Raw genomic sequence first — 22,475 nt, 5'->3', positions numbered from 1 at the left:
GGGTCGCCCCGTCACACCGCGCCGATCCGCTCCGCTTCCGCCTGCGGCAACAACGCGTCGCTGTCGTCCTTCAGGCCGACGCCCGTCAGCTTGAGCCTGCGCGCATGCGTCATCAGGTAATGCACCTTGTGCGCGGCGGCGGCATGCGGCAGCCCTTCGGGGCGCACGTTCGAGATGCAGTTGCGCAGCGCGTCGTGGCAGCCGACCTTCGGCGCCCAGGTCAGGTACACGCCGAGGCTGTCCGGCGAACTGAGCCCCGGCCGTTCGCCGATCAGCATCGCGACGACCTGCGCGCGCAGCAGCTCGCCGATCTCGTCGCCGAGCGCGACGCGCGCCTGCGTCGCGACCACCACCGGGCCGACCCGCCAGCCGTCCGCGTCGAGGCGCGGCCGCATCGCCTGCAGCAACGGCAGCGCCTGCTTCGCGGCCGCGAAGGCCGACAGCCCGTCGCCCACCACGAACACGACGTCCGGCGCATCGTCGAGCGCCGCGCCGTAGCCGGCCAGCAGCGCGCGGCCGTCGTCGGACAGCTTGCGGCCGAGATCGGGCCGGCGCAGGTAATGCTGGCGATCGGGCGCCGCGCTCTGCACGCCGAGCGTCGCGAAGCCGGCCGCGTCGATCTCGCGGCGCAGCGCGTCCGCGTCGAGCGGCTGGTGCACGGCGTCGCGCGCCTGCGCGTGCGACAGGTTGAACGCGAGCAGCGGCGCGGTCGGCAGGCTGCTGCCCGCGCGGCCGAGCGCGATCCGCGCGTTCGTGAACGACTTCAGCTGCGCCCACGGATTCTTTTCGACGGCGTCGCTCATGCCGAAATCCCCATCCAGTCGTTCGCGCCCGCGAGCAGCGGCACGCGCGCGTTCGCGGCGCGCAGCGCGCCGTGCGCGTCGGCGATCTCCATCGTCTCCAGCCATTCCTCGAACTCGGGCGCGCGGCGCAGGCCGAGCACCTCGCGCACGTAGAGCTGGTCGTGAAACGACGTGCTCTGGTAGTTCAGCATCACGTCGTCCGCGCCCGGAATCCCCATGATGAAGTTGATGCCGGCGGCGCCCAGCAGCGTCAGCAGCGTGTCCATGTCGTCCTGGTCGGCTTCCGCGTGATTCGTGTAGCAGATGTCGCAGCCCATCGGCACGCCGAGCAGCTTGCCGCAGAAGTGATCCTCGAGCCCCGCGCGAATGATCTGCTTGCCGTCGTACAGGTATTCCGGCCCGATGAAGCCGACCACCGTGTTCACGAGGAACGGATCGAACTTGCGTGCGACCGCATACGCGCGCACCTCGCAGGTCTGCTGGTCGACGCCGAAATGCGCGTTCGCCGACAGCGCGCTGCCCTGGCCCGTCTCGAAATACATCAGGTTGTTGCCGACGGTGCCTCGCCGGAGCGACAACGCGGCCTCGTGCGCCTCGCCGAGCAGCGCGAGCGAGATCCCGAAGCTCGCGTTCGCCTTCTCGGTGCCCGCGATCGACTGGAACACCAGGTCGACCGGCGCGCCCTTCTCGATCGCCGCGATCGTGTTGGTCACGTGGGTGAGCACGCACGACTGCGTCGGCACGCCGTAGCGCTCGCGGAATCCGTCGATCATCGCGAGCAGCTTCACGATCGCCGCGAGGCTGTCGGTCGCCGGGTTGATGCCGATCATCGCGTCGCCGCAGCCGTACATCAGCCCGTCGAGCATCGACGCGGCGATGCCCTTCACGTCGTCGGTCGGATGGTTCGGCTGCAGCCGCACCGACATCCGGCCCGGCAGCCCGACCGTGTTGCGAAAGCGCGTGACGACGCGGCGCTTGCGCGCGGCCGCGATCAGGTCCTGGTTGCGCATCAGCTTCGACACGGCCGCGACCATCTCGGGCGTGAGGCCCGGCGCGATCCGTTCGAGCGCGGCGCCGTCGGCCGCGGGCGACAGCAGCCAGTTGCGGAAGTCGCCGACGGTGAGGTGCGAGATTTCCGCGAACGCGGCCGCGTCGTGATCGTCGAGGATCAGGCGCGTGACCTCGTCGTGTTCGTACGGAATCACCGCCTCGTTCAGGAACGCCTTCAGCGGCACGCCCGCGAGCGCGATCTTCGCGGCGACGCGCTCCTCCTCGCTCGCCGCCGCGACGCCGGCGAGCTGGTCGCCGGAGCGCAGCGGGCTCGCCTTCGCGAGCAGCGTCTTCAGGTCCGCGAAGCGGTACGTACGCGGGCCGATCGTCTCCGTGTAGGACATCGTTCGAATCTCCTTGCCAGTCCTTGCCTTGCGAAACGCCGACGGCGCGCCCGTTCGACGGGGCGCGCCGGATGCCGTCACCAGCGGCCGTTCGGGTTCGTCATCGTCATTCCTCCAGCAGCACGTCGGCCGGCGCGCTCGCGCGCTGCGAACGGGTCGCGAGGAAGTACGCGTAGCCGAGCGCGAGGAACGCGACGAACACCATCGCCACCAGCCCGTTGAAGTACACCATCGTCGCAAGGCAAATCAGGGCCGCAACGATCGCGAATGCCGGGAAGAACGGGTACAGCGGCGCGCGGAACGGCCGCGCCATGTTCGGCTGCGAACGGCGCAGCTTGAACAGCGCCGCCATGCTTACGATATACATCACGATCGCGCCGAACACCGACATCGTCACGATGTTCGCGGTGAGCGTCTGGCCGCCGAACTGGATCAGCTCATCGCTGTAGATGGCGGCGATGCCGACCACGCCGCCCGCGAGGATCGCGCGATGCGGGGTCTTGAAGCGCGGATGCACCTTGCCGAGCCACTCCGGCAGGTAGCCTTCGCGGGCCAGCGCGAAGATCTGGCGCGAATAGCCGAGGATGATCCCGTGGAACGACGCGACGAGCCCGAACAGCCCGAGCCACACGAGCATGTGCATCCAGCCGCTGTTCGCGCCGACGATGTACTTCATCGCCTGCGGCAGCGGGTCGTTGATGTTCGCGAGCTTGGTCCAGTCGCCCGCGCCGCCGGCGAACACCATCACGCCGATGGCCAGCGCGACGAGCGTCAGGATGCCGGCCACGTAGGCGATCGGGATCGAGCGCTTCGGGTTCTTCGCCTCCTCGGCGGCCATCGCGACGCCTTCGATCGCGAGGAAGAACCAGATCGCGAACGGGATCGCCGCGAACATGCCGTGGAATGCGCCGACGCTGAAATGATCGGCGCCCGACCAGCCGCCCTTCATGAAGTTGCTCCACGCGAAGCCCGGCGACACGACGCCCATGAACACCAGCAGCTCGAAGATCGCGAACAGCGTGACGACCAGCTCGAACGTCGCGGCGATCTGCACGCCCACGATGTTCAGCGCCATGAACACGAGATACGCGCCCATCGCCGCGTGTTTCGGTTCGAGCCCCGGAAACTGCACGTGCAGGTACGCGCCGATCGCGAGCGCGATCGCGGGGGGCGCGAACACGAACTCGACGAGCGTCGCCGCGCCGGCGAGATAGCCGCCCGCCGGGCCGAACGCGCGGCGCGCATACGCGAACGGGCCGCCCGCGTGCGGGATCGACGTCGTCAGCTCGGTGAAGCTGAAGATGAAGGTGGTGTACATCGCCGCGACGAACAGCGCGGTGACGACGAAACCCAGCGTGCCCGCACTCGCCCAGCCGTAGCTCCAGCCGAAATATTCGCCTGAAATCACGAGGCCGACCGCGATGCCCCACAGTTGCCAGGTCCCGAGCGTCTGCTGCAGCGCGGGCTGGCCGGACGACTTGGCGCCGGCGACGGGCCGGCCATTCGACTCTGCTTTCATCGGATTCTCCTGAAAGGCGCCGGCCTGCCAGGCCCGCGCGACTGAGAATCGATGCTAGAGAGTCATTAAACGACGTGTTATCGAAATTCGGCAAAGATGACGGCTGACGTTTCGCTGACGGCAACGCCGGCCGCGCGTCGCGGTCGTCCCGCGCGCGCCGTCCGGCCGCACGAGGCGGCCGGGCGGCCGACGCTTACTGGCCCGACGGGCCGCCGCCGCGCTGGTTGAACCAGCGGTCGAGCAGCTTGCCGGCGGCTTCGCGGCCGCCGAGGCCGAACGACAGCGCGACCGCCACCGCGATCGCGCCGAGCACGAGGCCGAACGCGAGCTGCACGATCTCGTTGGCGATGCCCATCGCGCGCAGCCCCATCGCGAACACCAGGCCGAGGATCGCGAATTGCGCGATCCGCGCGAACAGCACGCTGTGCTCGCGGTCGGCCTGCTCGATCACGCGGCGCGCGAGGCCCGCGAGCCACACGCCGATCACGAGGATCACGCCGCCCATCAGCACGTGGCCGCCGAATTCGATGAACAGCGTGACGACGTCGCGCACCTGCGTGAAGCCGAGCCGGTTCGCGGCCTCGACCGACGCGAACAGCATCGCGAAGAACACGATCAGCCGCGCGACCAGCACCGACGGCTGCAGGATCCCCGAAAACACGCGCTCGACGCCGAGCACGGCCGGCAGCCCGTCGACGCCGGCGGCCTCCAGCAGCTTCTGCGCGAGCGACGCGACGAAGCGCGCGAAGTAGAACGTGACGAGCACGATCACGATCGCCGCGACGATGTCCGGCACCGCGCCGAGGAACTGGTTCAGCATGTTGGTGGCCGGGATCGAGATCGCGTCGATCTTCAGCGCGTCGAGCGCGGAGATCAGCGTCGGCACGAACACGAACACGTAGACGATGGTGCCGATCAGGCTCGACACGCGCACCGGCGTCGGGCTGTCGAGGCCTTGCGTGAGGCGATCGGCGCCGGCGGCGACGAGCAGGTTCGTCACGAGACCGCGCAGCACGCGCGCGACGATCCAGCCGACGAAGCCGATCACCGCGGCCGCGAACAGGTTCGGCACGATCGCGAGCAGCTTGTCGACCATCCCCTGCACCGGCGACAGCAGGCCGGACAGCGCGAACGACGCGAGAATCGCCGGCAGGAACATCAGGATCACGAGCCAGAACAGCACGTCGCCGAGATAGCCGCTCATCGGCTGCATGCCCGCGCTTTCGGACAGCTTGTCGTCGACCTTACTCGCCTTCAGCGCGCGGTTCGCGAGGCTGCGCAGCAGCGATGCGATCAGCCACGCGATCAGCGTCAACGCCGCGCCGCCGATCAGGTTCGGCAGGTAGTTGACGATGTGCGTGACGAGCAGCGAGAACGGATTGGAGACCGCGTAGAGGTTGAGCACGTTGAAGATGCCCACCGCGGTGACGAGCAGCACGAGCCAGAACAGCCCGCCGGCGATGATCCGCTCGACGCACGCGCCCTGGCCGGTGCTTTCGTTGATCCGCTGATCGACCTTCAGCGCGTTGAGCAGCCGGAGCGCGCCGGCCCGCACCGCCACGGCGATCAGCCAGCCGATCACCAGGATGCCGATCGCGCCGGCGATCTTGGGCAGGTATCCGCCTAGCGTGGTCTGCAGCGACGTGATGAAGCTGGAAGCATCCATTTCTTCTTCTCCCGAAAAACGTGGCGTTGCGATTGAACATCGACGAACTACCTGCGTACTTCGAAAACCGTGCGTTGCCGTCCGAGCAACTTACCCGAGAAAAATGACGCGATCACCCGATTTCACCGTCTTTAACTTTAGACATAGATCGACGGGAACGAGACCCAATTTCGCCAAAATAAAAAGGGCCGGAATTGTTTGCCCTACGCATTTCCGCAAGATTTATCAATCGGCGGCGTGCTACCGTGACGTCGACTCTGGCCCGGGATGCACGCATGACCGTCGACACGAAAGCCGAAACGCCGGCCTGGACCCGCTATGCGGCACGCATCGCGCGCGTTCACGACTACATCCTCGCGCACCTCGACGACACGCTCGACCTGAACCGGCTCGCCGAAATCGCGTGCCTGTCGCCGTATCACTGGCAGCGCGTGTATCGCGCGCTGTACGGCGAGTCGATCGTGCTGACGGTGCGGCGGATGCGGATCGTGCGCGCGTCCGAGGATCTCGTGTGCACGGCGCTGCCGCTCGACGCGATCGCGCGGCGCGCCGGCTACGGCTCGACGCACGCGTTCGCCCGCGCATTTCGCGATGTTTACGGCGTGCCGCCCGTGCAGCACCGGCTCGCCGGGGTCCACCGGCCGATTTATCCGTTACAGCGAGGGGAGGAAGACATGTTCAAGCAGGAAGTCGAGATCCGGCGGCTGCCGGAACTGCGCGGTTATGCGGTGCCGCATACGGGCGCGTACCTGAAGGTCGGCGACGCGTTCGGGCAGATCGGCGCGTGGGCCGGGCGGCACGGGTTGATCGGCCCCGGCGCGCGGATGATCGGGATCTTCTACGACGATCCGGATACGACGCCCGAGGCGCAGTTGCGCGCGAAAGCGTGCTTCGTGCCGGCCGACGGCGCGCCGGACGTCGAGCCGACGCCGCCCGTGGAGCGCATCGCGGTTGCCGGCGGCGAGTACGCGGTGTTGCTGCACACGGGGCCGTATGCGGACCTGAAGACGGCCTACCAGTGGCTGTACGGCGACTGGCTGCGGCACTCGGGCCGCGAAGCCGCCGACGCGCCGCCGTTCGAGCTGTATCTGAATACGCCGATGGATGCGGCGCCGGCCGACCTGCGCACCGAGATTCATTTGCCGCTGCGTTGAGCGGTGTTGCGTGGCGCGGGGGTTCCGGGCCCGCGCGCCATGCCGTCTTGGGGATCGGCCGTCACGCCGGCAGCACGGCCGGCAACATGGCCGGCGATCGCGCCTTACCCGGCCTGCGTCCCGCAGCCAGGGCAGAAGCGCGCGTCGGCGGCCAGCGCCGCGTGGCACCGGCTGCACGCCTTGCCGCGCTGCGATACGCCGCACTGCGCGCAGAATCGCGCATCCGCGGCGTTGATCGCGCCGCAGCCTGCGCACGCGAGCTGGCGCAGCGGCACGTTGCCGCCCGGGCCGCCCTGCGCGTCGGCCGACGGCTGCCAGCCCCATCCGTGCCGGTCGCGGCCGCGTGCATCGTGGCCGCCGGGACCGCCGCGTTGCTGCCCGCCGTGATGCCCGCCGCTGCCGTGGCCGCCTCCATGCCCGCTGCCGTGGCCCCCTCCGCCGTGACCGCCACCGTGGCCGCCCAGGATCCGCTTCAGAAAGCTCATCGCCCGCTCCTCATCGCTTCGCGGTCGCGCCGTCGAACACGCCCGTCTTCGACAGCAGCCGCAGCCCGTTGCCGACGACGATCAGGCTCGCGCCCGCATCGGCGAACACGGCCATCCACATCGTGCCGAGCCCCGCGACCGTGAGGCCGAGGAACACGATCTTCACGCCGAGCGCGAAGCCGATGTTCTGCACCAGCACGCGGTGCGTCGCGCGCGACAGCCGCACGAACGCGGGGATCTTGCGCAGGTCGTCGTCCATCAGCGCGACGTCGGCCGTCTCGATCGCCGTGTCGGTGCCCATCGCGCCCATCGCGAAGCCGATGTCGGCGCGCGCGAGCGCCGGTGCGTCGTTGATGCCGTCGCCGACCATCCCGACCGCGCCCGCACCGCCCGCCGACAGTTCCTCGACCGCCGCGAGCTTGTCCTCGGGCAACTGGTTGCCGCGCGCATCGTCGATGCCGGCCTGCCGCGCAATCGCCTGCGCGGTGTGCGGGTTGTCGCCGGTCAGCATCGCGGTGCGGATGCCGAGCGCGTGCAGGTCGGCGATCGCCGCGCGGCTGGTGTCCTTGATCGTGTCGGCCACCGCGAAGATGCCGAGCACGCGCGTGTCGTCGACCAGCATCACGACGCTCTTGCCCTGCCGCTCGAGCGCGTCGAGCTTCGCCTCCAGCGCCGGCGAGCAGCGTTCGAGCTCCTCGACGAGGCGGTGGTTGCCGAGCCAGTAGCGCGTGCCGTCGATCGTGCCGCGCACGCCGCGCCCGACGAGTGCTTCGAAGTCCTCTACATCGGCGAACGCTGCCGTCTGCGCGTCGCGGGCCGCGGCGGCGATCGCCTGCGACACGGGGTGATCGGAACGCGCCGCGAGGCTCGCGCCGAGGTGACGCACGCGCGCCGCGTCGACGTCCGTCGCATGCGGGTCGAAATCGGTCTGCACCGGCTTGCCGTGCGTGATCGTGCCGGTCTTGTCGAGCGCAAGCCATGCGAGCTTGCGGCCTTCTTCGAGATATACGCCGCCCTTCACGAGAATCCCGCGCCGTGCCGCGGCCGCGAGCCCCGACACGATCGTCACCGGTGTCGAGATCACCAGCGCGCACGGGCACGCGATCACGAGCAGCACCAGCGCACGGTAGATCCAGTCGTGCCACGCGCCGCCCATGACGAGCGGCGGCGCCACCGCGACCAGCAGCGCCACCGCGAACACGATCGGCGTATAGACGCGCGCGAACTGGTCGACGAAGCGCTGCGTCGGCGCCTTCGCGCCCTGCGCTTCCTCGACCGCGTGGATGATCCGCGCGAGCGTCGAGTTGGCGGCCACCGCCGTCACGCGATAGTCGAACGAACCCGCTTCGTTGATCGTGCCCGCGTACACCGCGTCGCCGGACGTCTTGTCGACCGGCAGGCTCTCGCCGGTGATCGGCGCCTGGTTCACCGTCGAGCGGCCCGCGACCACTTCGCCGTCCAGCCCGATCCGCTCGCCCGGCTTCACGCGCACGATCGCGCCGAGCGCGACCTGCGCGGCCTCGATCGTGCGCCACGTGCCGTCGGCGTCCTGCACGGTCGCGGTGTCGGGCGCGAGCTGCATCAGGCCCTGGATCGCGTTGCGCGCGCGATCGAGCGACTTCGCCTCGATCAGCTCGGCGATCGTGAACAGCACCATCACCATCGCGGCTTCCGGCCACTGGCCGATCGCCATCGCGCCCGTCACCGCGATGCTCATCAGCGCGTTGATGTTCAGGTTGCCGTTGCGGATCGCGATCCAGCCTTTCTTGTAAGTGGTCAGCCCGCATGCGAGCACCGCCGCGAGCGCCAGCACCGCCGACAGCCACACCGGCAGGCCGGCCCAGCTCATGGCCTCGGACGCGATCGCGGCGACGCCGGCCAGCGCGAGCGGCCACCACGGCTTCGCGGGCGGCGGCGCGACGGGGGCTGCCGGTGCGTCGGCCGACGCGGCTTCCGGCGTCATCCCGAGCGTGCGGATCGCGCTTTCGATCGCCGGCTGCGCACCGGGCACGTGTTCGACGGTCAGCATCCGCTGCATCAGGTTGAATTCGAGCGCCGAGACCTGCTGCATTCCGCCGAGCTTCTTGCGAATCAGCGTTTCCTCGGTCGGGCAGTCCATCTGCATGATCCGGAACGCGGAGCGGACGTGACCCGACGCGGTCGCCCGCGCGACCGGCAGCGGCGCGAGCGTCAGCGCGGCCGGCGCGCAGCAGGCGCCGGCCGCGTGGTCGTGGTCGTGGTCGTGGTCGTGGTCGTGGTCGTGGTCGTGGTCGTGGTCGTGACCGGCATGGTCATGCGCCGCGTGGGCGTGCGCCGTCCCGTGCTCGGATGCGTGATCGTGCTCATGATCGTGGCCGCATGCATGCGGCTGCGCGCGGTGCGCCGCCGCGTCGCCATGCGCGTGCTCGCCGGCCGCCGGCGCCGCGTCGGCAACGGTCGCCGCCTGCGTGTCGCGCGCGTCGGCGCAGCACGCATCGGCGCCGCCGGGATGGCGGTGTCGTGGGTCGGGGGTACGCTGGGCGTCGGTCATGACAACCTCCTCTATGGCTTGACGGTGTAGAGTTAACACCCTGAAGCCACTACAAGGTCAACCCTTACAACGGAGAAAGCCATGAAGATCGGCGAACTGGCCAAGGCGGCCCGCTGCACGCCCGAAACGATCCGCTTCTACGAGAAGGAGGGGTTGATGCCGGACGCCGAGCGCACCGATTCGAACTACCGCAACTACACCGACGTGCACGTCGAGCGGCTGCGCTTCATCCGCAACTGCCGCGCGCTCGACATGGCGCACGACGAAATCCGCGCGCTGCTGCAGCTCACCGACACGCCGGCCGACCCGTGCGATTCGGTCAACGCGCTGCTCGACGAGCACATCGGCCACGTCGACGCGCGCCTCGCCGAACTGACGCATCTGCGCGATCAGCTCACCGAATTGCGCCGCCAGTGCGTCGGCGAACATTCGGTCGAGGACTGCGGCATCGTTCACGGTCTCACGACGATGGAAACCGTCGCGCCGGCCGCGAAGCGCTCACACCTCGGCTGAAACCCTTGTGGAATATGATAGTCTAGTCGATACTAGTTATATTCTCACTAGACATAATAGAACTATTCATGGCAACAAGCCGCCCGTCTCCGCTCGCGCTCGCGGTCCTCGCGACGCTCACCGAAACGCCGATGCATCCATACGGAATGCTCCAGCAGTTGAAGGCGCGCGGCTATGACGAAGTCGTCAACGTGCGGCAGCGCACGAGCCTCTACCAGACGATCGACCGGCTGCTGCGCGACGGGCTGATCGCCGTGCACGACACCGAGCGCGACGGCGCGTTTCCCGAACGCACGCTGTACACGCTGACCGAAGCCGGGCATACGGCCGGGCAGGCGTGGCTGCATGCGCTGCTCGCGGAGCCCGCGCGCGAGTTTCCGGCGTTCGGCGCCGGCCTCGCATTCCTGCCGCTGCTCGACGCCGACGATGCGCGCCAGCAACTCGAGCGCCGCATCGCCGCGCTCGACAGCGAACGCGAACGTCTCGAGTCGCTGCGCAACGCCGCGCAGAACGACCAGGTGCCGCGCCTGTTCCTGTTGCAGAACGAACATGCACTCGTGCTGCTCAACGCGGAGCTCGACTGGGCGCGCAGCGTCGTCGAACACCTGAAGATCGGCGCGCTGCGCTGGGTCGACGGCTGACGCGCCCGCCCCGGCTCGCGCCGATCAAAGCACCTTGCCGGGATTGAGCACGCCGGCGGGATCGAGCGCGGCCTTCAGGCGCCGCATCAAGCCGATTTCCGCTTCGCTGCGCGTGTGCGCGAGATAGGCGCGCTTGAGCATGCCGATGCCGTGCTCCGCCGACACCGAGCCGCCCATGTCCCGAACGACCGCGTAGACGCAGCGATCGATCGCATCGGCGTCCGCGTCGCGCATGCCGGCGAGCGATACGCCGATATGCACGTTGCCGTCGCCGACGTGGCCGAAGAACAGGCACACGATGTCGGGCCAGACCGCACGCAACGCCGCCTCGCAGCGCTCGGCGAACCGGCCGAGCTCGCCCGTCGGCAGGCTCACGTCGAAGTTCACCAGATGCGGCAGCGCATCGATCGCAAGGCCCTCGCGCAACGTCCACAGGTCGCGCGCCTGCCGCTCGGACGTCGCGAGCGCCGCATCGTCGACCAGCCCCGCCTCGATCGCATCCGCCAGGCCGGTTTCCAGCGCCTGGCGCGCATCGCCGCCCGGTGCGCTCGTCGCGCACTCGAGCAGCACCGCGAAGCCGCCGTCGCCCGCGAACGGCGCGACGACGCCGGGCGTGTGGCCCGCGACGTAGTCGTAGAAGGCCGGCCACATCGCTTCGAAACTGACGATCTCGGGCAGTGCGCGCAGGCGGTTCCACAACCCGACGACGGCGTCGTAGCCATGCACGCGGCAGAGCGCGGTGGCCGGCGCGGCGAGCTTCGGATGCAGCCGCAGCACGGCGCGCGTGACGATGCCGAGCGTGCCTTCGCTGCCGATGAACAGCTGCTTCAGGTCGTAGCCCGCGTTGTTCTTCAGCATCCGGTTCATCGACGACACGACGGTGCCGTCGGCGAGCACGGCCTCGAGTCCGAGCACCTGCTCGCGCATCATGCCGTAGCGGATCGCGCGCGTGCCGCCCGCGTTGGTCGCCAGCATGCCGCCGATCTGGCACGAACCGCGTGCGCCGAGATCGACGCCGAACGTGAAGCCCGCCGCGTCCGCGGCCTCCTGCACCGTCTGCAACGGCGTCCCGGCGCGCACCGTCATCGTGCCCGCCGCCGCGTCGATTGCCTCGACGCCCGCGAAACGCTCCATCGACAGCACGATCTCGCCGCCCAGCGCGACCGCGCCGCGTGCGAGCCCGGTGAGGCCGCCCTGCGGCACGACCGGCTGCCCGAGCCGCGTGCACAGCGCGAGCGTGCGCGACACGTCGTCGACGCTGCGCGGCCGCACCAGCGCGCGCGGCCGCACACCGGCCGGCTCGTTGTACGCGGTGAAGTAGCGCGGATCGATCTCGGCCGCCCGCGTGACCAGCGTGTCGCCCAGTGCGGCGACGAGCGCCGCCTCGAGCGTGCCGTCCGCCGGCGCCGCCGCGCCGTCGCCGCCGGGCTCTCCGCCCGTATCCAGGCTCTGCATCGTGCGCGTCCGCTTACTTGGTGGAGATGTCGATATCGCCGAAGTACTTCTGGCCGAGCGACTTCACCGTGCCGTCCGCCTTCAGCTTGTCGATCGCGGAATCGAGTTTCGCCTTCAGCGCGTCGTCGCCCTTGCGCAGGCCGAACGCGATCCCGCTGCCGAGAATCCGGTCGTCGCGCACCGGCTGGCCGACGAACGCGAAACCCTTGCCGTCCGGGCGCGACAGGAAGCCGCGCTGGCCGGCCGGCGCGAGCACCAGCGTTGCGTCGAGACGGCCCGCCACGAGGTCCGTATACACCTGGTTCTGATCCTGATACGCGACGATCGACACGCCGGCCGGCTCCCAGTGCGCCTTCGCGTAGGTTTCCTGGATCGATGCCTGCAGCACGCCGACGCGCTTGCCCTTCAGCGATTCCGGCGTCGGCAGCAGGCCGCTGCCGTTACGCGCGATCAGCTGCGTCGGCACGCGGTAGATGATCGTCGTGAAGTCGATCGCCTGGCGCCGCTGTTCGGTCGCGTTCATCGCCGAGTTGATCGCGTCGAACTTGCGGCCCTTCAGCGCGGGAATCAGCCCGTCGAACGACGTCTCGACCCACTTGCACGACAGCTTCGCGGTCTGGCAGACGGCGTTGCCGACGTCGATGTCGAAGCCCTGCAGGTCGCCGTTCGGCGCCTTCGACTCGAACGGCGGATATTGCGCCTCGAGGCCGAAACGCAGCGTCTGCCCGTCGGCGAGCGCCGCGCCGGAACCGAGCGCGCACGCGAGGGCGAACGCGAGCTTGAGGGTATTTGCATGCTTCATCGTGATCTCCTGGCTTGTCGGCCGGCGCCGTGCGGTCGCACGTGCGCCGGTTCCGGCGGTGACTTTCCGTGCGACGTACACGTCGCCTGCTTGGGGTGCGGGCCGCGCCCGCGATTACAGCGAACGCAACCGCCGCGCGCCTTCGATCAGCGTCGCGTCGTCCTTCGAGAAACTGAGCCGGATCACGCCCGCGTCGGTGCCGTCGGTGTAGAACGCCGACAGCGGAATCGTCGCGACGCGCGCATCGCGGATCAGGCGCAACACGAAGTCGCTGTCGCGTTCGTCCGAGAAGTGCCGGAAGCGCGCGAGCATGAAGAACGAGCCTTCGCTCGGCAGCAGCTCGAAGCGCGAACCGGCCAGCTCGCGCGCGAGCAGGTCGCGCTTGGCCTGGTAAAACGCCGACAGGCCGAGATAGCTTTCCGGCCGCGCGAGGATTTCCGCGAACGCGACCTGCATCGGCGTATCGGCCGAGAACACCATGAACTGGTGCACCTTGCGGATCTCGTCCATCAGTTCGGCCGGCGCGATGCAATGGCCGACCCGCCAGCCCGTCACGTGGAACGTCTTGCCGAACGACGACACGATCACGCTGCGCCCGGAGAGCTCACGGTGACGCGCGACGCTCTGATGCTGCGCGCCGTCGAACACCACGTGCTCGTAGACCTCGTCCGACAGGACCACGATGTCGGTATTGCGCGTGAGCTGCGCGAGCCGTTCGAGATCGTCGGCGGAGAACACCGTCGCGGTCGGGTTGTGCGGCGTGTTGACGATGATCATTCGCGTGCGCGGCGTGATCGCCGCGGCGACTTCGTCCCAGTTCACGCGGAAATGCTCGGGCGACAGCTTGATCGCGACCGGCGTCGCGCCCTGCAATCGCACGATCGGCGCATAGCTGTCGAACGACGGCTCGAAATAGATCACTTCGTCGCCCGGATGCACGAGCGCGCTGATCGCCGCGTAGAGCCCTTCGCTCGCGCTCGCGATCACCGTGATCTCGGTGCCCGGGTCGTAGCGCGTGCCGTACAGCGCCTCCGTCTTCTCCGCGAGGCGTTCGCGCAGCGACGCGACGCCGGCCATCGGCGCGTACTGGTTGTGGCCGTCGCGCATCGCGCGCGCGACGCCCTCGACGAGCGCCGGATCGGGCGCGAAATTCGGCGCGCCCTGCGACAGGTTCAGCGCATCGTGCTGCGCGGCGAGCTGGCCGATCACCGTGAAGATCGTCGTCCCGACGTCCGGCAGTTTCGAGCGGGGCGTGGTGGCGCTTCGCATGACTCCTCCTTCAGATGTCCTTCGGACCGGCCCGCGCGACGCGCGCGGCCCGGCTCATGACGCATGATTTAGCCCGAGCCAATAAGGGCGGACAATCGAAAGTTCGTCATGGCGGCCATGCATTTTTCTCATGATCGGCCATCCGCAACGCTCGATGCCAAGGCCGCGTGGCCGGCAATGCATGCGCATCCGGCATTTCCCCAGGGTCTTGGTCGCGCTCGCGGCGGGCTTACGCCGGATGCTCGGCCCGCATGGCCGCGCCGCGCGTCACGCGCCCGCGGCCGCCAGATAGGCGGCCAGCACGGCCTGCAACTCGCCGCGCAACGCCGCGAAGTCGAGCGCCGGCCCGAGCGTGAGCAGCGCCTGCGACACGCCGCCGTAGCAGACGGCATGCGCCATCCGCGCGATCCCGTCGAGCCGCGCGGCCGGCGGCGGATCGCTGCACTGCGCAAGCGCGTCGCGCCACAGCGCGACATACGCGTCGTAATGGCGGCGGTATGCGGCGAGCGGCGACACCTGCCGCTCCAGCGCGAAGAACGCGCTCCACGACGCGGCGTCGGCGGCGATCGCATCGACCTGCAAATCGACGAGCGCGGCCGCGAGCGCGGCGCGCGGCACGCCGCGCAGCCCGTGCGCCGCTTCGCGCAGCCGGTCGGCCAGCGCCAGCACGCGCCGGTGGATGCACAGCGCGGCGAGGCTCTGCTTGTCGCCGAAGTATTCGTAGAAGGTGCCGACGCTCACGCCCGCGACGGCCGCGATTTCGCGGATCGTCGCCTTCGCGTAACCGCGCTCGAGCAAAAGCTGAACGAAGGCCTGCTGGAGCGCGTCGGAGGTGGCCTGCGCGCGCGACTGGCGCGGCCGGCGACGCAACGCGGGCGCGGGTTGCGCCGCCTGCTGGCCGGGCGGCGCCGGAACCTGAACATGTCGCGGCGGCATATTTGCTACTCTGAAATTCAGCGGAAACGCGTTTGACCGGCAGACCGCGAAGCACGAGACCGGAGACAGCCCGATGACCGAATCGACCCATGCCGTCACGAACCAGTTCGACGAACTGGTCGACTATAACCTCTTCGCCACCGACGTCGCGCTGCGCGAGGCCATCGCCCGCGCGGGCGCCGGCTGGGCCGTGCCGCGGCTCGACGCGTACGGCGCGCGACTCGGCAGCGCCGACACCGCGCAGCTCGCCGACGAAGCGAACCGCCACACGCCGGAACTGAACGCGTTCGACCGCCGCGGCCGGCGCATCGACCGCGTCGACTTCCATCCGGCGTGGCACACGCTGCTCGGCATGTACCGCAACGAAGGCTTCGTATCGCTCGCGTTCCGCGATACGCGCCCGGGCCGCTGGGCCGCGACCGCGGCCGGCTTCTACCTGCACGGCCAGATCGAGGCCGGCACGCTGTGCCCGGCGACGATGACGCAGGCCGCGATTCCGGTGCTGCAGAAGGAACCCGCGCTGTGGGACCTGCTGCGCGACAAGCTGTACAGCGACGACTACGATCCGCGCGACGTGCCGGTCGCCGACAAGCGCTCGATCTGGTTCGGCATGGGCATGACCGAGAAACAGGGCGGCTCCGACGTGCGCGCGAACACGACGCTGGCGAGCGCCGTCGGCGCGGGCGGACGCGGCGGCGAATACCGGCTGCGCGGCCACAAGTGGTTTTTCTCCGCGCCGATGTGCGACGCGCATCTGGTCGTCGCGCGCACCGAAGCGGGCAGCCCGTCGTGCTTCTACGTGCCGCGCTGGCGGCCCGACGGAACGAAGAACGCGGTCGAGATCCAGCGGTTGAAGAACAAGGTCGGCAACCGCAGCAACTCGAGCAGCGAAATCGAGTTGAACGACGCATGGGGCATCATGCTCGGCGACGAAGGCCGCGGCATTCCGACCATCATCGAGATGGCCACGCACACGCGGCTGAACTGCGTGCTCGGCAGCGCGGCGATGCTGCGCCAGGGCGTCGTGCAGGCGATCGCGTACACGCGCCAGCGCCACGCGTTCGGCCGCGCGCTCGCCGAGCAGCCGCTGATGCGCACCGTGCTCGCCGATCTCGCGCTCGAAAGCGAAGCCGCGCTCGCGCTCGCGATGCGTCTCGCCGATGCGTTCGAGCGCGACGACTCGCCGCGCGAACGCGCGTGGAAGCGGATCGTCACGCCCGCCGCGAAATTCTGGGTGTGCAAGCGCGCGGTCGAGCTGACCGGCGAGGTGATGGAAGTGTTCGGCGGCAACGGCTACGTCGACGACGGCCCGATCGCGCGGCTGTTCCGCGAAGCGCCGGTCAACTCGATCTGGGAAGGCTCCGGCAACGTGATGTGCCTCGACGTGCTGCGCGCGGTGTCGCGCGAGCCCGACGCGGCCGCGGCGCTCTTCGCCGAACTGACCGACCTCGGCGCGGGCGAACCGCGCATCCGCGCGGCGCTCGATGCGCTGCGCGCGATGCTCGCGGCACCCGCCGATACGCTCGAGGCGTCGGCCCGTGTGTTCGCGCAGCGGCTCGCGCTCGTCGCGCAGGCCTGCCTGCTGCGGCGCGACGCGCCCGCGGCCGTCGCCGACGCGTTCATCGCGACGCGGCTTGCCGCGCCCGACTGGGGCCGCATCGCGGGCGGCTTCGATCCGCACGCGCTCGACGTCGCCGCGCTGCTGCAGCGCGCGTACCCGGCCTGACGGGCGCCGAGCCCGCCGCCGACGCCAAAGAAAAAGCCACCGGACCCGACGGCCCGGTGGCTTCTTCGCATGATGCCCCGCGCGGCGCCCTTCGACGCCGCCGGCGACTCACGCCATGCTTACTTGCCGCCGATGCTCTTCAGCGGCTTCCACTCGCCCTTCTCGACCTTGTACATCGTGATGCCGCCGTTCTTCAGGTCGCCCTTCGCGTCGTACGCGACGTGCGACGACGTGACGCCGGCCATGTCGGTCTTCGCGAGCACCGGCAGGTACTTCGCCGGATCGGTCGAATCGGCCTTCTTCATCGCGTTGAGCATCGCCATCGCGCCGTCGTACGCGTACGGCGAGTACGTCTGCACGTCTTCGCCGAAGCGCTTCTTGTACTTGTCGGCGTAGGTCTTGCCGCCCGGCATTTCCTCGAGCGGCAGGCCTGCCAGCGATGCGATCGTGCCGTCGGCCGCGTTGCCCGCGATCTTCAGGAACGTCGGCGTCTTCACCATTTCGCCGCTCATCAGCGGTGCGGTGATGCCGAGCGTCTTCATCTGCTTGACCATCGGCGCTGCCTGCGAATCCGCGCCGCCGTAGTAGACGAGGTCCGGCTTCGCCGCCTTCAGCTTGGTCAGGATCGCCTTGAAGTCGACGGCCTTGTCGTTCGTGAATTCGCGGTCGACGATCGTCGCGCCGCCGGCCTTCGCGGCCTTCTCGAACTGGTCGGCGAGACCCTGGCCGTAGGCCGTGCGGTCGTCGACGATCGCGATCTTCTTCATGCCGAGATCCTTCGCCGCGAAGGTGCCCGCCACCGAGCCCTGCTGCGTGTCGGACGTCATCATGCGGAAGGTCGTCTTGTAACCCTGCTGCGTGTATTCCGGCGCCGTCGCCATCGCGATTTCCGGAATGCCGGCGTTCGCGTAGATGCGCGAGGCCGGAATCGTCGTGCCCGAGTTGAAGTGGCCGAGCATGCCCTTGATGCCGTCGTCGACGAGCTTCTGCGCAACCGTCGTGCCGGTGCGCGGGTCAGCCTGGTCGTCCTGCGTCTCGAGCACGAACTTCACTGCCTTGCCGCCGATCTTCGGGTTCGTCGCGTTGAAGTCTTCCAGCGCGAGCGCGATCCCGTTCTGCATATCCTTGCCGTAGTGAGCCTGGGCGCCCGTCATCGGCCCTGCGTAACCGATCTTCACGTCGTCCGCATGGGCCGTCCCCGCAAGCGACATGACGGCGACGAACGTCGCGCCTGCCAGCTTTTTCATCGTGTGTTGCATAGCATCTCCTTGGTACCAGGGTAAATGGAGCGGCTTCGGGATCGCCTTGCCGCTTCCTTTGTTTGATCCGAACGGCAAGGATGGTCAGCCGATCGTCATCAAATTCGCATTGCCGCCCGCCGCGGCCGTGTTCACGCTCACCGAGCGCTCGGTCAGCAGGCGCTCGAGCGCGTAGTCTTCCGCGTCGCCGTTCTCGAACGCGCCCGCCGACACGCCCTGCACCGACACGATCGGGCCCGCCCGCTGCGCGACGTCCTTCACGAGCGTCTGCAGTTCGTCGCTGTCGCCTTCGAACAGCACCGCGTCGAACGGCGCGTCGGCCTGCTTGCGCACGGCCGCATGCGCCTTCAGCGCAGCCGGCAGCGCGGCGACCAGCGCCTCGCCCGCCGCGCCGACGAACAGCGCGCGGTTGCCCGTCGCCAGCACCGCCGCGAACTGCGCGCGCGCGCCGCCCGGCGTGGCCGCGACACACAGCACCGTGCCGCGCGGGCCGAGTGTATACGTGTTTCGCTCGCCCGTCGGCCCGGTCAGCACCGCGGTCGCACCGGCCGGCACCTGCGCGAGATAGCCGTCGCAACGTGCGGCCAGCGCCGGCTCGCGCTGCTCGATCAGCCAGTCGCGCAGCGCGGTGAGCGCCGCCGCCGGGTTGCTGCGCTGTTCGCCGTCAACCGCGCCATCCGCGATCAGCGTCTGCGCGAGCGAACGCGGCAGGCCCGACGGACGCGTCGCGAGCAGGCGCTGCAGGTACAGCGCGCCGCCGGCCTTCGGGCCCGTGCCCGACAGCCCTTCGCCGCCGAACGGCTGCACGCCGACCACCGCGCCGATCACGTTGCGGTTCACGTAGATGTTGCCGACGTGCGCGTTCGAGATCACGTGCGCGATGGTCTCGTCGATCCGCGTGTGGATGCCGAGCGTCAGGCCGTAACCCGTCGCGCGGATCTGCTCGAGCAGCTTGTCGAGCTGGCTGCGGCGATAGCGCACGACGTGCAGCACCGGGCCGAACACTTCACGCTTCAATTCGTCGATGCTGCCGATCTCGATCAGCGTCGGCGGCACGAACGTGCCGTGCGCGCAGGCTTCCGGCGACGGCAGCTGCGTGACCGCGTGGCCCTTCTCCTTCATCGCCGCGACGTGCGTGTCGATCGTCTGCTTCGCTTCGGCGTCGATCACCGGGCCGACGTCGGTCGACAGACGGTCCGGGTTGCCGAGCGCCAGCTCGTGCATCGCGCCCTTGAGCATCGTCAACGTGCGGTCCGCGACGTCGTCCTGCAGACACAGAACGCGCAGCGCCGAACACCGTTGACCGGCCGAGTCGAACGACGACTGCATCACGTCCGCGACGACCTGCTCCGCGAGCGCCGACGAGTCGACGATCATCGCGTTCTGGCCGCCCGTTTCCGCGATCAGCGGAATCGGCTTGCCGTCCGGGTCGAGGCGCGCGGACAGCGTCTTGTTGATCAGGCGCGCGACTTCGGTCGAGCCGGTGAACATCACCGCGCGCGTGCGCGGATCGGCGACCAGCGCCGCGCCGACGGTCTCGCCGGTGCCCGGCAGCAGCTGCACCGCGCCGGCCGGCACGCCGGCCTCGCGCAGCAGGCGCACGGCCTGGGCGGCGATCAGCGGCGTCTGTTCGGCCGGCTTCGCGAGCACCGTGTTGCCGGCCGCAAGCGCGGCGGCCACCTGGCCCATGAAGATCGCGAGCGGGAAGTTCCACGGGCTGATACAGACCACGGGGCCGAGCGGACGGTGCGTGTCGTTCGAGAATTCGTCGCGGATCTGCGCCGCGTAGTAGCGCAGGAAGTCGACGGCTTCGCGAATTTCGGCGATCGCGTTCGGCAGCGACTTGCCGGCTTCGCGCACGATCAGGCCCATCAGCGTGTGCATCTGCGCTTCGAGCAGGTCGGCCGCGCGCACCAGGCAGTCGGCGCGCGCATCGACCGGCGTCGCCTGCCAGATCGGCGCGGCCGCCACGGCATGCGCGAGCGCCGCGCTCACGTGTTCGGCCGTCGCTTCGCTGACGGTGCCGACCAGGTCGCGCTGATCGGCCGGGTTGCGCACGTCGCGCGCCGGGGCGTCGGCGAGCGCGTCGTCGGCGAGCATCGGCGCCGCGCGCCATGGATGGTGCGCGCTCGCGAGCAGCGCGGACGACAGCGACGCGAGACGATGTTCGTTCGACAGGTCGAGGCCCATCGAGTTGGGACGCTCGTCGCCGTACAGGTTGCGCGGCAGCGGGATCTTCGCGTGCGGCGCGCCGAGCGGCACGACCTTCGATGCCTCGTCGACCGGATCGGCGACCAGTTCCTTCACCGACACGGTTTTATCCGCGATGCGGTTCACGAACGACGTGTTCGCGCCGTTCTCCAGCAGGCGGCGCACGAGGTACGCGAGCAGCGTTTCATGCGTGCCGACCGGTGCGTACACGCGGCACGGACGGTTCAGCTTGTCGCGGCCCGTGACTTCCTCGTACAGCGGCTCGCCCATCCCGTGCAGGCACTGGAATTCGTACTGGCCGGGGTAATAGTTCTGGCCGGCCAGGTGATAGATCGCGGCCAGCGTGTACGCGTTGTGCGTCGCGAACTGCGGGTAGACGGCGTCGGGCGCCGCGAGCAGCTTCTTCGCGCACGCGAGGTACGACACGTCCGTGTAGATCTTGCGCGTGTAGACCGGATAGCCTTCGAGGCCGTCGACCTGCGCACGCTTGATTTCGGTATCCCAGTACGCGCCCTTCACCAGACGGATCATCAGGCGGTGACGGCTGCGGCGCGCGAGGTCGATCAGGTAGTCGATCACGAACGGGCAGCGCTTCTGATAGCCCTGCACGACGAAGCCGATGCCGTTCCAGCCCGCGAGTTCCGGGTCGAAGCACAGCGCTTCCAGCAGGTCGAGCGACAGCTCGAGACGGTCGGCTTCTTCAGCGTCGATGTTCAGGCCGATGTCGTAGCGGCGCGCCAGCAGCGCGAGCGCGCGCACGCGCGGCAGCAGCTCGCTCATCGTGCGGTCCTGCTGCGAGCGCGAGTAGCGCGCGTGCAGCGCCGACAGCTTGATCGAGATGCCCGGGCCTTCGTAGATGCCGCGGCCGCCGGCCGCCTTGCCGATCGCGTGGATCGCCTGCTCGTACGATGCGTAGTAGCGTTGCGCGTCCTCTTCGGTCGTCGCCGCTTCGCCGAGCATGTCGTACGAGTAGCGGAAGCCGCGCGCTTCGTACTTGCGGCTGTTCGCGAGCGCTTCGGAAATCGTCTCGCCGGTGACGAACTGCTCGCCCATCAGGCGCATCGCCATGTCGACGCCCTTGCGGATCAGCGGCTCGCCGCCGCGGCCGATCAGGCGCGTGAGCGCCGACGACAGGCCCGCTTCGCTGTTGGTCGTCACGAGCTTGCCGGTGATCATCAGGCCCCAGGTCGCCGCGTTCACGAACAGCGACGGCGCGTGGCCGACGTGCGAGCGCCAGTCGCCCTTGCTGATCTTGTCGCGGATCAGCGCATCGCGGGTCGCGCGATCGGGAATGCGCAGCAGCGCTTCGGCGAGACACATCAGCGCGACGCCTTCCTGGCTCGACAGCGAGAACTCGTGGATCAGCCCCTCGACGCCGCCGCCCGAGCTCTTCTCGCGCAGCGCCTCGACGAGCTGCGTCGCGAGCGTCTGCACGTCGGCCTGCAGGTTCGCGGGCAGGCGCGCCTGGCCCAGCAGGAACGGCACGCATTCCGGCTCGGGGCGGCGATACGCGGCCGTGATCGCCGCGCGCAGCACCGATTGCGGCTGCACGTTCTGGGCGAACTCGAGGAACGGATGCGGCGAGTTGTCGTCGTCGCCGTCCACCGCCTGGCCGTCGGCAAGCTCCGTCACGCCGCTGCTGCCCGACAGTTCGGGCGGCAGCTGGCCGTGCTCGATCCGCTCGAGATACGCGAAGATCGCCTGCTTGATCAGCCAGTGGGGAGTGCGCTCGAGACGCGCTGCCGCGTCTTTCAGGCGCGAGCGGAGAAGGTCGTCGACTTTGACGCCGAGAGTCGTGCTTGCCATGGTGGGTTCGTGCGCCGGTGCGAGCCCGGCAATGTGGTGTGAGAGGATGCGCGAAATCCTACGGCACGCAATAAAAAGGTGCAACCGAATTGATGGATTGGTTGCACCCACAAGTTATTCAATATAATCAGCCACTTATGAGGTTGCAACCTAGGGGTTGCCCGTGGTCGGCGGATCGGTGTTTTCCCTGATCGGGTCAAGTTGGCGCACGTGGGCAACCCGCGGCGTGCACCACCAAGGGGAAAAGCGGGTTGCACTGTGCTTGGCGGCGGGTAATGCAGGCGGGTGTGGGACGGGCCGGGAGGA

The 22,475-nt window shown here is 69.1% G+C and carries 16 protein-coding genes; 4 read left to right on the top strand and 12 right to left on the bottom strand.

The genetic code is table 11. From position 1 onward, the window contains the following. Positions 1–11 precede the first annotated feature (11 nt). The 4 genes from eutC to WS46_RS20050 form a co-directional block, all read right to left on the bottom strand. Positions 12–803 carry an ethanolamine ammonia-lyase subunit EutC gene (gene eutC, locus WS46_RS20065; RefSeq protein WP_059691513.1) on the bottom strand — a complete coding sequence of 264 codons (792 nt, stop codon included), beginning with the start codon at positions 801–803 and terminating at the stop codon, positions 12–14. Continuing rightward, complete coding sequence (locus WS46_RS20060; protein WP_059691512.1) at positions 800–2,197, bottom strand: ethanolamine ammonia-lyase subunit EutB; 1,398 nt, start codon at positions 2,195–2,197, stop codon at positions 800–802. The genes eutC and WS46_RS20060 overlap by 4 nt, the downstream gene beginning before the upstream one ends. Before the next feature lie 106 nt (positions 2,198–2,303). Further along, the gene (gene eat / locus WS46_RS20055; RefSeq protein WP_059531155.1) at positions 2,304–3,716 is read right to left on the bottom strand and encodes an ethanolamine permease; all 1,413 of its coding nucleotides are present in this window, start codon (positions 3,714–3,716) and stop codon (positions 2,304–2,306) included. Between the two features lie 193 nt (positions 3,717–3,909). Next, positions 3,910–5,382 (bottom strand): mechanosensitive ion channel, encoded by a 1,473-nt coding sequence (locus WS46_RS20050; protein ID WP_059531158.1) that lies wholly within the window; start codon positions 5,380–5,382, stop codon positions 3,910–3,912. Between the two features lie 275 nt (positions 5,383–5,657). Here WS46_RS20050 and WS46_RS20045 point away from each other — a divergent pair, with 275 nt between their 5' ends. Beyond that, positions 5,658–6,536, top strand: coding sequence for a GyrI-like domain-containing protein (locus tag WS46_RS20045; protein ID WP_059691511.1), 879 nt, complete (start codon positions 5,658–5,660; stop codon positions 6,534–6,536). Positions 6,537–6,640: 104 nt separating this feature from the next. Here WS46_RS20045 and WS46_RS20040 read toward each other — a convergent pair whose 3' ends face one another. Both WS46_RS20040 and WS46_RS20035 read right to left on the bottom strand, forming a co-directional pair. Beyond that, positions 6,641–7,021 (bottom strand): zinc ribbon domain-containing protein, encoded by a 381-nt coding sequence (locus WS46_RS20040; protein ID WP_059691510.1) that lies wholly within the window; start codon positions 7,019–7,021, stop codon positions 6,641–6,643. Between the two features lie 10 nt (positions 7,022–7,031). After that, entirely contained in the window at positions 7,032–9,551 is a 2,520-nt protein-coding gene (locus WS46_RS20035; protein ID WP_059691509.1) for a heavy metal translocating P-type ATPase, read from the bottom strand. Between the two features lie 81 nt (positions 9,552–9,632). Between WS46_RS20035 and cadR the strand changes: the two genes are divergently transcribed. Then, on the top strand, positions 9,633–10,064 hold the full coding sequence (cadR, locus tag WS46_RS20030) for a Cd(II)/Pb(II)-responsive transcriptional regulator (protein WP_059531173.1): 432 nt from the start codon (positions 9,633–9,635) through the stop codon (positions 10,062–10,064). 68 nt (positions 10,065–10,132) lie between these two features. Next, positions 10,133–10,705 carry a PadR family transcriptional regulator gene (locus WS46_RS20025; RefSeq protein WP_059691508.1) on the top strand — a complete coding sequence of 191 codons (573 nt, stop codon included), beginning with the start codon at positions 10,133–10,135 and terminating at the stop codon, positions 10,703–10,705. A gap of 24 nt (positions 10,706–10,729) precedes the next feature. On the opposite strand, the gene WS46_RS20020 is transcribed toward WS46_RS20025, so the two are convergent. The 4 genes from WS46_RS20020 to WS46_RS20005 all read right to left on the bottom strand — a co-directional run bounded on the left by WS46_RS20020 (position 10,730) and on the right by WS46_RS20005 (position 15,167). Next, positions 10,730–12,160, bottom strand: a complete 1,431-nt coding sequence (locus tag WS46_RS20020; RefSeq protein WP_059691507.1) for an FAD-binding oxidoreductase — start codon at positions 12,158–12,160, stop codon at positions 10,730–10,732. 13 nt (positions 12,161–12,173) lie between these two features. After that, the gene (locus WS46_RS20015; protein ID WP_059691578.1) at positions 12,174–12,962 is read right to left on the bottom strand and encodes an ABC transporter substrate-binding protein; all 789 of its coding nucleotides are present in this window, start codon (positions 12,960–12,962) and stop codon (positions 12,174–12,176) included. A 114-nt stretch (positions 12,963–13,076) separates the two neighbouring features. Further along, positions 13,077–14,231 carry a pyridoxal phosphate-dependent aminotransferase gene (locus tag WS46_RS20010; RefSeq protein ID WP_059531185.1) on the bottom strand — a complete coding sequence of 385 codons (1,155 nt, stop codon included), beginning with the start codon at positions 14,229–14,231 and terminating at the stop codon, positions 13,077–13,079. 267 nt (positions 14,232–14,498) lie between these two features. Then, positions 14,499–15,167 carry a TetR/AcrR family transcriptional regulator gene (locus WS46_RS20005; protein WP_059691506.1) on the bottom strand — a complete coding sequence of 223 codons (669 nt, stop codon included), beginning with the start codon at positions 15,165–15,167 and terminating at the stop codon, positions 14,499–14,501. Positions 15,168–15,240: 73 nt separating this feature from the next. On the opposite strand from WS46_RS20005, the gene WS46_RS20000 reads away from it, so the two are divergent. Then, on the top strand, positions 15,241–16,893 hold the full coding sequence (locus tag WS46_RS20000; RefSeq protein ID WP_059531188.1) for an acyl-CoA dehydrogenase family protein: 1,653 nt from the start codon (positions 15,241–15,243) through the stop codon (positions 16,891–16,893). A gap of 119 nt (positions 16,894–17,012) precedes the next feature. On the opposite strand, the gene WS46_RS19995 is transcribed toward WS46_RS20000, so the two are convergent. Next, positions 17,013–18,152 carry a branched-chain amino acid ABC transporter substrate-binding protein gene (locus WS46_RS19995; RefSeq protein ID WP_059531190.1) on the bottom strand — a complete coding sequence of 380 codons (1,140 nt, stop codon included), beginning with the start codon at positions 18,150–18,152 and terminating at the stop codon, positions 17,013–17,015. A gap of 84 nt (positions 18,153–18,236) precedes the next feature. Beyond that, entirely contained in the window at positions 18,237–22,169 is a 3,933-nt protein-coding gene (putA, locus tag WS46_RS19990; protein WP_059691505.1) for a trifunctional transcriptional regulator/proline dehydrogenase/L-glutamate gamma-semialdehyde dehydrogenase, read from the bottom strand. Between the last annotated feature and the right edge of the window lie 306 nt (positions 22,170–22,475).

The sequence above is a fragment of the Burkholderia sp. RF4-BP95 genome (genome assembly GCF_001521985.1).
GTDB classification, from domain to species: Bacteria; Pseudomonadota; Gammaproteobacteria; order Burkholderiales; family Burkholderiaceae; genus Burkholderia; species Burkholderia diffusa.
Note: the sequence above shows the minus strand (reverse complement) of the source record. Positions and strands in the feature narration are given on the sequence as shown.

Bases quoted from the DNA above. Each gene is read 5' to 3' on its own strand.
- eutC (WP_059691513.1), bottom strand. From the start codon at position 803: ATGAGCGACGCCGTCGAAAAGAATCCGTGGGCGCAGCTGAAGTCGTTC.
- WS46_RS20060 (WP_059691512.1), bottom strand. From the start codon at position 2,197: ATGTCCTACACGGAGACGATCGGCCCGCGTACGTACCGCTTCGCGGAC.
- eat (WP_059531155.1), bottom strand. From the start codon at position 3,716: ATGAAAGCAGAGTCGAATGGCCGGCCCGTCGCCGGCGCCAAGTCGTCC.
- WS46_RS20050 (WP_059531158.1), bottom strand. From the start codon at position 5,382: ATGGATGCTTCCAGCTTCATCACGTCGCTGCAGACCACGCTAGGCGGA.
- WS46_RS20045 (WP_059691511.1), top strand. From the start codon at position 5,658: ATGACCGTCGACACGAAAGCCGAAACGCCGGCCTGGACCCGCTATGCG.
- WS46_RS20040 (WP_059691510.1), bottom strand. From the start codon at position 7,021: ATGAGCTTTCTGAAGCGGATCCTGGGCGGCCACGGTGGCGGTCACGGC.
- WS46_RS20035 (WP_059691509.1), bottom strand. From the start codon at position 9,551: ATGACCGACGCCCAGCGTACCCCCGACCCACGACACCGCCATCCCGGC.
- cadR (WP_059531173.1), top strand. From the start codon at position 9,633: ATGAAGATCGGCGAACTGGCCAAGGCGGCCCGCTGCACGCCCGAAACG.
- WS46_RS20025 (WP_059691508.1), top strand. From the start codon at position 10,133: ATGGCAACAAGCCGCCCGTCTCCGCTCGCGCTCGCGGTCCTCGCGACG.
- WS46_RS20020 (WP_059691507.1), bottom strand. From the start codon at position 12,160: ATGCAGAGCCTGGATACGGGCGGAGAGCCCGGCGGCGACGGCGCGGCG.
- WS46_RS20015 (WP_059691578.1), bottom strand. From the start codon at position 12,962: ATGAAGCATGCAAATACCCTCAAGCTCGCGTTCGCCCTCGCGTGCGCG.
- WS46_RS20010 (WP_059531185.1), bottom strand. From the start codon at position 14,231: ATGCGAAGCGCCACCACGCCCCGCTCGAAACTGCCGGACGTCGGGACG.
- WS46_RS20005 (WP_059691506.1), bottom strand. From the start codon at position 15,167: ATGCCGCCGCGACATGTTCAGGTTCCGGCGCCGCCCGGCCAGCAGGCG.
- WS46_RS20000 (WP_059531188.1), top strand. From the start codon at position 15,241: ATGACCGAATCGACCCATGCCGTCACGAACCAGTTCGACGAACTGGTC.
- WS46_RS19995 (WP_059531190.1), bottom strand. From the start codon at position 18,152: ATGCAACACACGATGAAAAAGCTGGCAGGCGCGACGTTCGTCGCCGTC.
- putA (WP_059691505.1), bottom strand. From the start codon at position 22,169: ATGGCAAGCACGACTCTCGGCGTCAAAGTCGACGACCTTCTCCGCTCG.